Annotated in this window: 4 protein-coding genes and 1 pseudogene; all 5 read left to right on the forward strand. The window is 53.5% G+C overall.

Translation table 11 applies throughout. From position 1 onward, the window contains the following. Positions 1-17 precede the first annotated feature (17 nt). Positions 18-473 (forward strand): GNAT family N-acetyltransferase, encoded by a 456-nt coding sequence (locus ABYK60_RS12710; RefSeq protein ID WP_372872398.1) that lies wholly within the window; start codon positions 18-20, stop codon positions 471-473. A 208-nt stretch (positions 474-681) separates the two neighbouring features. Beyond that, positions 682-4,161, forward strand: coding sequence for a two-component regulator propeller domain-containing protein (locus tag ABYK60_RS12715; RefSeq protein WP_372872399.1), 3,480 nt, complete (start codon positions 682-684; stop codon positions 4,159-4,161). Positions 4,162-4,189: 28 nt separating this feature from the next. Beyond that, positions 4,190-4,858, forward strand: coding sequence for a response regulator (locus ABYK60_RS12720; RefSeq protein WP_372872400.1), 669 nt, complete (start codon positions 4,190-4,192; stop codon positions 4,856-4,858). Positions 4,859-4,990: 132 nt separating this feature from the next. After that, positions 4,991-6,427, forward strand: coding sequence for a sensor histidine kinase (locus ABYK60_RS12725; protein ID WP_372872401.1), 1,437 nt, complete (start codon positions 4,991-4,993; stop codon positions 6,425-6,427). Positions 6,428-6,636: 209 nt separating this feature from the next. Then, positions 6,637-11,343, forward strand: a pseudogene (locus ABYK60_RS12730) (hypothetical protein); the annotation flags it as partial.

The following is an 11,343-nucleotide window of genomic DNA, read 5'->3' on the forward strand; positions in this document are numbered from 1 at the left end:
AATGAGGAACGTTGCAGATGAATTTCAAGCTTGATGACTTAAGCCACCCGGCGGTGGCCAGATTGCTGCACGAACATCTGGAAGACATGTACGACAACTCCCCCGCAGACAGCGTGCACGCGCTTGACCTGGCCCGGCTCAAGCAAGGGGATATCCGTTTTTATACCCTGTGGCAGGGCGACACCCTCGCCGCCTGCGGTGCGGTAAGGCAGCTGGATTTACACAGCGGCGAAATCAAGTCGATGCGCGCCAGCCGCTCCCTGCGCGGCCGCGGCTTTGGCCACGCCATGCTGATGCATCTTGAGCAGGAAGCACGCCGCCTCGGCTTTACCCGCCTGTATCTGGAAACCGGCACCGCCAAATACTTTTTGCCGGCCCAGCGGCTGTATCTGGCCCACGGCTTTGAGATGTGCGCCCCCTTTGGTCATTACCGCGAAGACCCCCACAGCCTGTTTATGAGCAAGATGCTATGAGGATTCACCAAGCAACTGACACGATTCACCAAGTCTCTGGCAGGTTCACCAAGCCATCGGGGGCTTGGTGAAACCTTATGCGATTCACTCAGTTAATCGGCCTTTTTAGCGGGCATTTGCGCTAAAGGCTTTTCCCGTCTTCATTAACAAGATACCCTTGCCGTTAACAATAACGCGTCTCAACTCATTGGCTCAAAGAGAACCACTGGTGATCCCGCAGTTCAGAATGCGCCGCAGCCCGCAGCCCTCAGCACGGTTTTTCAGCCACTCGATAAGCGCTGGCGTGCGCCATTGTTGGCATTTACTGGCGATGCTGTTTGCCTTTGCCATCAGCTTTCAAAGCCAAGCCATTGACTCATCCTTTCTTACTCCGCCGCTGTTTCAGGTTGAAGCCAATCACAAACTCCCGGGCAAAGAAGTTCTCAAGCTGGAAATCGACCAACAGGGCTTTATCTGGGTAGGCACCCGCAGAGGCGTATTCCGCTTTGATGGTTATGAATATCAGCTACTTGAAAGTGCAAACAAGCTGGATTTGTCCAAGCTGCATGTGCGCGCCTTGCTTGCCGATGGCCAGATTTTGTGGATTGGCACCATGACGCAAGGCGTCTACCGGGTCGACTTAAGCACCTGGCAGGCAACCCATTTTGCGCGAAACCCAGAGATGTCGGGCAGCATAGGTGGCAGCCAGGTCAATGCCATTAAAAAAGACCGCAACGGCAAACTCTGGTTTGCCCACGACCGGGGGCTGGACAGCTGGAGCGAACAGAGCGCGCAGTTCACCCCTTATCTTTCCCTCGATAAACCCGACGACCGTTATCACAACTACCTGCTGGATATCGAATTCGATGCCGAGGGTAAACTCTGGCTGTCTACCGCCATGGGACTGGCCAATATGGATAAGGGTGCCGCCGGTTTCAGGCTATTTGCCAATGAAGGGGAGATGCTGCACAGGGTGGTACTGCGCAGGCTGTATCTTGCCAGCGACAACCGCCTGTGGCTTACCAGCCAGAATCAGGGCTCCTACATCTTAAGCCCCGACTCAGGGCTGGTGTTGCAACTTGATCAAGACGAAGGCAATGCCGCCCACAAGGTCATCAACACCGGCATTGCCGAAACCCTGGAAGCCGATGGCAGTCGCCGCATCTGGCTCAGCGGCACCAAAGGCGTGGAGCTGCGCGACGGCAAAACCGGCAAGCTTATCAAACATCTACAGGGAAACCTGCTTGACCATCATGGGCTTGCGGGCGATGTGGTGTATTCGATAACAAGCTCACCCTCGGGCACCCTGTGGCTGGGGGTGCTGGGCGTAGGGCTGCAATTCCATCCGCCTCAGGCCCAGGGCTTCTCGCTGATTGACCGTTTTGCACCCGCGCTGAAAGAGCTGTTCTCATCCAATATCCATCAGTTGCTTAATCTGGGTGCGGATGAACTCCTGGTACTGACCGAGCAACAGGCAAGCCGCGTTAATCTCAGCACCGGCCTCACAGCCCCCTTCAGTGATGATATAAAAATTCAACAAAAACTGCTGGTTGCGGCCATAAAAGACCAGCAGGACAACTTTTGGTTTGGGGGCGACAGTGGCAATCTGATCACCACCAGCGCCGATGGCCATTGGCGTAACGAACTGCAATTGCCGCTCACCAAAAATGACGGTGTGTTCGTGAAAAGCCTTGCCCTTGGACAAGAGCAGGAACTCTGGGCCGGCACTGACCGGGGGCTGGTCAGGGTATCTCTGGACAACCTGAGTATGTCGCCGCTTAAAAATGCCGACGGCAGCCGCTTTATCAGCTTCGTTCGCTGCCTCTACCTTGATGCGCAAAATCGGCTCTGGGTTGGCACCCAGGGTGGACTGGGATTGGTGATGCCGGGTGCTGACACTGTCAATCTCTTCAGCCGCGAACAGGCAACCGAAGGCAGTTTGCGCCACAACCAGATAAATCAAATCCTTGGCGATAGTCAGGGTAACCTGCTAATCACCCATCCAGAAGGCATAGACAGACTGAGCAGCAGCGAGCTGGAGAAAATCACAGCTACGCCCGAACCAATGTCAGCCTCGGGGTCTGACAAGAATTCGGGGGCTGACAAGAATTCGGGGTCTGACAAGAATGTTGCCGTATTGAGATTCAGCCCCTTTGCCAACGACATCACAGCCCAGATGATACAGCCAGCCAGATTAGTGGCATTGCCAACGGGACAGCTTTGGTTGGGTAACACGCATTTATTGGATGAAAATGGCCTGCTGCTGGCGCAGTTTGGTGAGCGTGAAGGCGCGCTTGACCTCGGCTGGAGCCGCAGCAGCCCACTTCTCGATGACCACAGTTTCGCCTATGCCAGCAACAACAGCATGCAGCTGATAAGCACCAAAGCCCGCCCACGGTCAATCCCTGACGCCACTGTCGCCATTACCCACATCCAGCTTGGCAGTGTCGATATGCCGTTCGATCCCCTGGCGCCAGAGTTAGTGGTCGGTGCCGAGGACCAACGCTTCTCGGTGCGTTTTGCCAGCCCCGATGCCAGCAGCCTGGGTAAGGTGGATTACCGCTATCGTCTCGATGGCTACGACAACGACTGGCTGGCTGCGCCTGAGGATATGCGTCTTGCACGCTACACGGCTCTGCCGCCCGGGGAGTACCGCCTGCACTTACAGGCGCGGGCGCACGGCGGCGACTGGGGACCGGAGCTGTTACTGAATGTCAGTAAAGTACCAAAATATTATCAAACCCTGTGGTTTCAGCTGCTGATGGCGACGCTGCTGCTGGCGTTGTTGTATGGTCTGTTCCGCTGGCGCCTGGCTCGCGCGCGTGCCCAGCAACTGGCGCAGTTTGAGCATCGCGATGCCCTAAGAAAGGCTGAAATGCTGTCAGAATTAATGGAGCAAAAAAACCGAATTCTGGCTGAAGTTGGCCACGACCTTCGCACGCCGCTGGCCATGATTAAAGTGCAGTTGGAGGCCATGCAGGATGGTTTGCTGCAAAGCTCCGATGCCACCTTTGAGTCGATGGCTAATAGCCTTGGCAATCTCAATCGCATGGTGGGCGACATAGTGCAGCTGTCTGCAGAAGAAGGAACAAACCTTGCCATAAGTAAGGCGCACCTCAAACTTTTGCCACTGATTGAAGAGCAGATAACCGGCTTCCGCCCTCTTATGGCACAAAAAGGGATCAGGGTTAGCTTCTCCAACAACTGTCAGCCTGAGCTGTTGCCAGAGCCAGCCGTGTTTGCGGATAAGGCACGACTGGAACAGGTTTTGGGTAATCTTTTGAAAAACAGCTACAAATACACAAACCATGGCGGCCAGGTACAGCTGTCACTGGCGATGTCGCCGTCTCATCTTCCCCAAGAGCCCCAGATCTCGGGCGCATCGCAGCAAGCCTGGGTAACACTTCGCATCGACGACTCAGCCCCCGGGGTTGCCGCCGAGGAATATGAGCGCCTGTTTGACCGGCTTTACCGGGCCAGCAACACTGGGGACGCCGACAAGGCAGAGACGGCATCTGGTTCGGGGCTTGGGCTGTGGATTTGCCAGTCAATTGTCCGCGCCCACGGCGGCTCTATAGCGGCTTCCCCCTCGCCTTTGGGTGGGGTCGCCATTGAAATACGATTGCCGCTCAGTATCCCCATATCGGCCAAGCAGCCCTCTTTGCCAGCCACTGAGTCCATAACCGATGCGTCTGAGCGCAGCGCTTAACACAGCTTACAGGTGACAAAAGACCGCCATGACCCACAAGGTGTTTATCGTAGAAGATGAAAAGAACATCGCCGAAGTGATGCAGATGTATTTGCAGACTGAAGGTCTGGAAACCCGTGTATTTCATGACGGCAGCGACGTGGTCGAGGCAGTGAAATCAGACAAGCCCAGCCTAGTGCTGCTCGATTTGATGCTGCCGGGTAAGGATGGCCTGAGCATTTGCCAGGAACTCAGAGTCTTTTCAGAGCTTTACATCATTATGACCACCGCCAGGGTAGAAGAGGTGGACCGCCTGCTCGGGCTTGATACCGGCGCAGATGACTATGTGTGCAAACCCTACAGTGCCCGAGAGCTGACCGCCCGGGTGCGGGCTGTGCTGCGCCGGCTCGACGGCAAACTCACTGCCGCGGGCCCCAGCCTCAAGGTAGATGAATCAGCTTTATCCCTGAGCTTTGGCGGCCAGACTGTTGTGCTGACGGCACTGGAGTTCAGGCTGTTTAACCTGCTCTACAGCCAGCCAAACCGTATTTATTCCCGCAGCCAGATTTTGGATTTGCTCTACAGTGACTTCAGGGTGTTGTCGGACCGGACAGTAGACAGCCATATTCGTAATCTGCGTAAAAAGCTCGCCGGCCTTAATACAGAGCAGGAGATGATCCGCTCTATCTATGGCCTGGGTTATCGTTTCGAAGGCTAAAAGACCCTGCAGCCATTAACGCAATCCAGCGGTGAAACCCAGCGAAAACTGCATAATTGCTGCACAATCCTGTGGTCTTATTTGGCATAACGGCAAAGTCTCATCGCCAAAGATGTAGAGTCAGGGGGAAACATGTTCCAATTTTTACGCGATATCCGGTTATTCAGTGAGACCGAATCCTTAAATGGCATCGCCCTGAAACGTCGGCAACTGGTGCTCAATGGCCTGCTGCTGACCATCATTTTGCTACTCAGTGTTTTTGCGATTTACAACCAATTCAGGGGCATGTGGCAGATTGCCGCGCTGGATTTATGCGCCCTGGCGGCCTGCCTGTTTGCCTATATTCGCCTGCGCCTGAGCCATCGTTTACCCCACCAGACTCCCTATGGGGATAATCCCCAGAATGGCCACTGGCCGGATGCTCCCCAAGTCGCGCAGGATACTGATGCCCTGGCCCATAACAAACAGTGCAATGGGGCACAACTCAACATCCTCAAGTCCACCTCCCTGCTGGTCAGCCTCGTTCTGATGCTGTTTTTATGGGCGCTGGCCTGGCAGGGGCAGGCGGAAAAATTCAGTTTGATCTGGACCTTTTTCCTGCCGGTATTTGTGTTCATGCTCAATGGCCGCGCCTTGGGTGCATCTCTGGTGGCGGTGTTTTATCTGGTGCTGTTTGCTATGGCATTCAGCCAGTTGGGGCAATGGCAGGCGGGCGCCTGGGATCAGGTCAGCCTGATCCGTTTTGTGCTGGCCTCCCTGGTGATGGTTTTCACCTGTTATTTCAGCGAGCTGACCCTGAACCAGGCCCACCTTGAGCTGAAAAAATCCCATGCAGAGTCTGAGAGGCTGCTGCAGGATCGCAATGCCCTGATGCTCGACACCTTGGTCAAACAGCAGAAGCTGCTTACGGATGTATCCCATGAACTGCGAACCCCACTCAGTGTGCTGAGAATGAAACTGGAGGCCATGCAGGATGGGGTCATGGCACCGAGCAGTGCCAATATCGAGGGGCTGCTCAAGCACATGCAGCAACTGGATGCCTTCATTTCGGACCTGTCCCGCGCCAGCAAGCTCGACCAAACCCGGCTCGACGGTAATGCGGTACGGGTGGAATTACATGATTTCCTGTCCGGTTGGATAAACCGTTTTCAGGACAGAGCCGCCAGCCGGGGCTTGCAGCTCAAGCTGGATCTTGTCCACAGCCATCCTCCCTGCCCTGCTCTTCTGGACGAAGCAAGTTTCGAGCTGGCGCTCGGCAAGTTGATGGAAAACAGCCTGCGTTATACCCAAGCGCCGGGCAGTATTCGACTCAGCCTTTGTCGCCATGGTGATGCCATAGTTATCACCCTGGAGGACAGTGCTCCCGGCGTGGCAGCAGACCAGCATGAGCGCCTGTTTGAGCCCCTGTACCGGTTGGAGGATTCCCGCAGCCGCGACACAGGTGGCGCAGGTCTGGGCTTATCCGTGGCCAAGTCCATCATTCAGGCGCACCGGGGGCAAATCCATGCCAGCCAGTCTCCTCTGGGTGGCCTGCGCATGGTGATCACCCTGCCGGCACAGGCGGACTGAGCCTGACTGGCCACTGATTTGCCAAGAGTGCGTCTCTGACCAAGTAAAAGCCCGCCAAATTTATACACTCGCCACCACCGGCTTCTCCCCCGGCCAGACCAACAGCGCCACGGCACATATTTTCCAGACCATTCGCCACATTCTGCATTTTTCCTGCACATTTGCCTGTTTAACTGCAGGGTAGATAATTCTATGCAAGGAAATGCAGCATGAAGCGCTTGTTAACAATGGCCTTGGTTGTGGGTCTGTGCAGCTCTCACAGCCTGTTCGCCGCCAGCCTGACAAAACAATCAGTCAACTTTTCTGGAAGTGCCAAAGATATCGGAGTGGTCAATGACGTCGATAATCTGGTGTTTTTGCAGGCGATAAATCCGTCCAAGCCGGGCTTTATTACTCAAGGCAACGGTGAGTGGGGCTTCGCCACCAATGACGGTTCCAACACACCAGATGTGACTGCGATTGCTATGCAGTTTAACGGTGCGCCGGCGCTGCTGGGGATTCCGGCGGAATCAGGCACTTTGACCATTGGTGCCAACAATGAGATTGCCGACCTCTGGACTCAGCGTGTTTATGCCAGACCCGTGGTATTTGTCAGCTTCGAAGACCCAAACCTCAACAACGGCGTCAGTATCGTTCCAACCGCCCCTATTACCCATGGCAATCAGTTCCTGTTTGATGTGCGCCAAACTGATAGTTTCGCTGCCGATTTAACAGGTGCCAAGGTGCATTATTTGGTTGCAGAAGAAGGCTGGCACCGGTTGGCGGATGGCCGAATGCTGCTGATTTCAAGCGCTGAAGTTAAGCATACCGGCTTTAGCGGTAAAACCATTGAACTGGGCGCCAGCTTTACTGATGCTGTGACGGTAGCGCAGCTGCAGCGCCCTATGCTGTTTAAAAACAGTTTAGGCTTTCGTCAGTTATTCAATATGGAGGTGTACCAGGGAGCGACAGTCACCAGCGGTGTGGGTGATTTCGACAGCATAGGATTGCGCTTGATGCAGCAAAATGGCGTGGAAGCCACTACGTCCGATACCGTTTATGCTGGCCGCATTGGTTTTATGGTGCTGGGTAATCTCACCGCCTTGGAAAACGACTTTCATTATGTCGAAGACACCAGCACCAATATTCGCGGAGGCAGCTACCTCACAGTACCCTTAGCCAATTTCCGCAACTTCCCACACAGCGCTGCCACCTCCCCCTTATTCAACAAGGCAGCCTGCGCTGAAGACGACGATGTGCAAAACTTTTGTGCCTACCTCAGCATGCCGGTAGACATGTTCAGCCGCAGCACCTTTGAAACGCCGCGTATTCCTTATGTCAACGCAAATTTCGATCCACTGCAAATGGAACGCACTCTGTACTCAGAATTTGAAGGATGGGATTGGGAGAAGGTACTGGAAGCCGACATCGTTCATCCGACGGTGGATAGCAGTGGCGCAGCTATTACAGGTGCATTGGCTCAAATGCACCCCAATTTTGTTGCCGACCGAGGCTGGGATCACGTCATATTTGGCAGTGACAGCCATTGGCATTGGTTTGCACTCTACCATTTCAACAGCTGCACCTTTGATAGCGTGCGCACAGCCTGTACCGATTATTTGCCGGGCCAAGGTATTATCGACAACAACGACCTGCTGTGGGATGCGTCGATTGCTTACCAATACCTTATTGATTATAGCGGCTGGGGCCATCTTCCTGAAGTGGATCTGGCTCAGGAAATATTTGTAAATCATGATTTTGCACTGCGTGACAGCAACTTTTTTGCTGAAAGTCTGGCCGCACCCAAATGGGCTTCTGAGCAAACGGTCGAGTACCTGTATCAAGATTCGTTGCCGACCGAAGATTACGGTTGGAACACGGGTTACTACGGAAGAAATTCATTATTTTATAACGCCTTTAACTCAGGTCCAACCGCGCAAACCTGGATGCTGCATGCAACCAACCTGATGGCCTATGCCACTGAATTTTGGTGTGACTCCTGTGACGGCCCTATCCCTGAAGAGGTGGTGGAGTTTTTTAGATTACCTTTAGGCGATAAGGGGAACTTTGAAACCATCAATAAAGCCATGATCAGAGTGCCATCACTCGTTTCTGAATGGGAAGGTTGGCGTGACATCGGCTTTAAATTATGGGTAAAACCCTTTGTTAGCCCATTGACTAAACGACTGCGTGATGGCGACTACCTGTTTGCCAATGTTATCTGGGCAGCCGATGCGACCCATTTTCGCTGGGTTCGCTCCGCGACAGGCACCATAGATGACGCCATCACCATAGCGACAGATGTATTTGGTTATCAGGCACAGCATGCAGATGGGAATAACTATGTGACCATGTGTATGACGTATCTGGATATTGAACGCTGTGGCGATTGGCATTATGTCGGCAAACTGCCCTATGTCACAGACGTTCATATTAAAACTGAGCAGGGTGTTCAAGCGCCTATTGTCGGGCGACCGTTATTTGGGAATTACTCTTACTTTGCGCCTGGCAGCGGTAACTATGATGTTGAATCCCACAGCCTGTATCAATGGCAGTATCGGGTAGATGGTCAATGGCTTGATTTATCCGGTTCGACCGCTAAAGAGCAAATGTTAATAGAAAATATTGTGGGTGACACAGAGGTGCGTTTTTGCGTTACCCCACGCACACTGGAAAACGTGCATGGCTTTGAAGTGTGCTCTCCCGTCGTTACCGTTCAGGCGGATTTTGACGCTGATGGTATAGGAGATAACAGAGATAACGATGATGACAATGACGGTAAATATGACTGGGAAGATGCCTTTCCAAAAGATGCCAGCGAATATCTAGATACGGACGGTGATGGCATTGGCAATAATGCCGATACCGATGATGATAACGATGGCTTAAGTGATGACGACGAAATCACTTTGGGCTCAGATCCGCTCAATGCCGACACTGATGGTGATGGGGTAGTTGATAGCATCGACCCACGGCCAACAATCTATGGTGATTTACCTGATTTCGATAATGACGGCATTGCCGATGAATTGGATACCGATCGCGACAATGACGGGGTGCTTGATTTTCTCTATGCGGTTGAGAACAAACCTGGTCTGCAAACCAGTCTCGAAACAGGTGATGTGGTGGTGGCGACTTTCCGCTGGGATGATGACCCTTACCAGGCCTGTACTGCACATTCAATTACAGTAACCAGCAATGCTGACAGCGGCCCTGGTACATTGCGTCAGGCCATGGCCGACCTGTGTGCCAGCGATCCTTACGGTGATTTAAACAAGATTAGCTTCAATGGCGCCATGACGATTCAATTGGAGAGTCCCTTGGTGATCACCAAAGGGATGCAAATCGATGGTAACAGAGAGGTTGTCATTGACGGCCAGAACGCAAATACCATCTTTGCTGCGGCGATAACAGATAGGATGCTCAATACGCAGTTCCCGCATTTAAAAGGTTTAACATTACGCAATGGCGCTGGCCAGGCATACAACGCGGCAACCAACTTGAATATTGAAACCGAATTGGATATGCAACGTCAGGCCAGTGCTATTCATGTACGTTCCAGTATGTTTCTGAACCTGGATTATGTACTGATTGAAAATATGACTGCACCGGCTATTAGCGGCAACAACGTGCAGTTGTATCTGGAGAACAGTTTGGTGGCCAATGTGAGTGGCCTTGCCCCTGCGCTAGTTACCGCAAGTGGCCAAATCGCGCTGTTTTCCAGCACTGTTTATAACAGTGAAGGCGGCGTTATGTCTGTGGGCAGCACCGGCAGTGCCCAACTGCGTAATAGCTTGCTGTTAAAAGGTCCGAATGGCTCAACCGTGTGTAATGTTGACACCTGGGAGCAACAAACCGCCAGCTGGGTAGAAGATAGCGAATGCGGTATTACCTCAACCGGCTATGTTGAACTGGCCGATCCGGAAAGCGGCGATTACCGGCCGGTGCCGGGCAGTGCCAATATCGAAGCCGCTGAGACGGGTGAACTTCCAGCAGACGCAGTTGATTTGCTCGGTAATGCCCGCGTGATGGGCCCCTACAACCCGGATAATCCGGTAGAAGACGGCGGACCGATTTATCCGCAAATGGATATTGGCGCCATTGAGTATGTGTATGCCGGTGACTTTGATGGTGACGGTGTCGCTGATAGCGAAGATGCCTTCCCGAACGATGCCACCGAAACGGCTGATAGCGACAGTGATGGCGTCGGTGATAACAGCGATGCGTTCCCTAATGATCCAAACGAGCAGTTAGATACTGACCTTGACGGCATAGGCAATAACGCTGATGAGGACGATGACGGTGATAACGTTGCCGATAGTGATGATGCGTTCCCGCTGGATGCTTCCGAGTGGCTGGATTCCGATGCCGATGGCATTGGCAACAATGCTGATACCGATGATGACAATGACAATGTCCCAGACAGCGAAGACGCTTTCCCCCTGGATACCACCGAATCTGTCGATACCGACCTCGATGGCATTGGCAACAATGCCGACACAGATGATGACAACGATGGCGTGTTGGATGCAGCCGATGCCTTCCCGCTGGATGCCACCGAGTGGCTGGATGCGGACCTCGACGGCATAGGTAACAATGCCGACACCGACGATGACAACGACGGTGTTGCGGATGTGGCCGATGCCTTCCCCTTTAATGCCGCCGAATGGCTAGATACGGATCTCGACGGCATAGGCAACAACGCCGATCCCGATGATGACAACGACAATGTCCCGGACAGCGAAGATGCCTTCCCGCTGGATGCCAGCGAATCTGTCGATACAGATGCCGACGGCATCGGCAACAATGCCGACACCGATGACGACAACGATGGGGTATTGGACACAGAAGACGCCTTCCCGCTGGATGCTGCTGAGTCTGTAGACACCGACCTCGACGGCATAGGCAACAATGCCGATACCGATGACGACAACGAC

The organism is Shewanella sp., assembly GCF_041630135.1.
In the GTDB taxonomy this organism is placed as follows: Bacteria; Pseudomonadota; Gammaproteobacteria; order Enterobacterales; family Shewanellaceae; genus Shewanella.

Bases quoted from the DNA above. Each gene is read 5' to 3' on its own strand.
- ABYK60_RS12710 (WP_372872398.1), top strand. From the start codon at position 18: ATGAATTTCAAGCTTGATGACTTAAGCCACCCGGCGGTGGCCAGATTG.
- ABYK60_RS12720 (WP_372872400.1), top strand. From the start codon at position 4,190: ATGACCCACAAGGTGTTTATCGTAGAAGATGAAAAGAACATCGCCGAA.
- ABYK60_RS12725 (WP_372872401.1), top strand. From the start codon at position 4,991: ATGTTCCAATTTTTACGCGATATCCGGTTATTCAGTGAGACCGAATCC.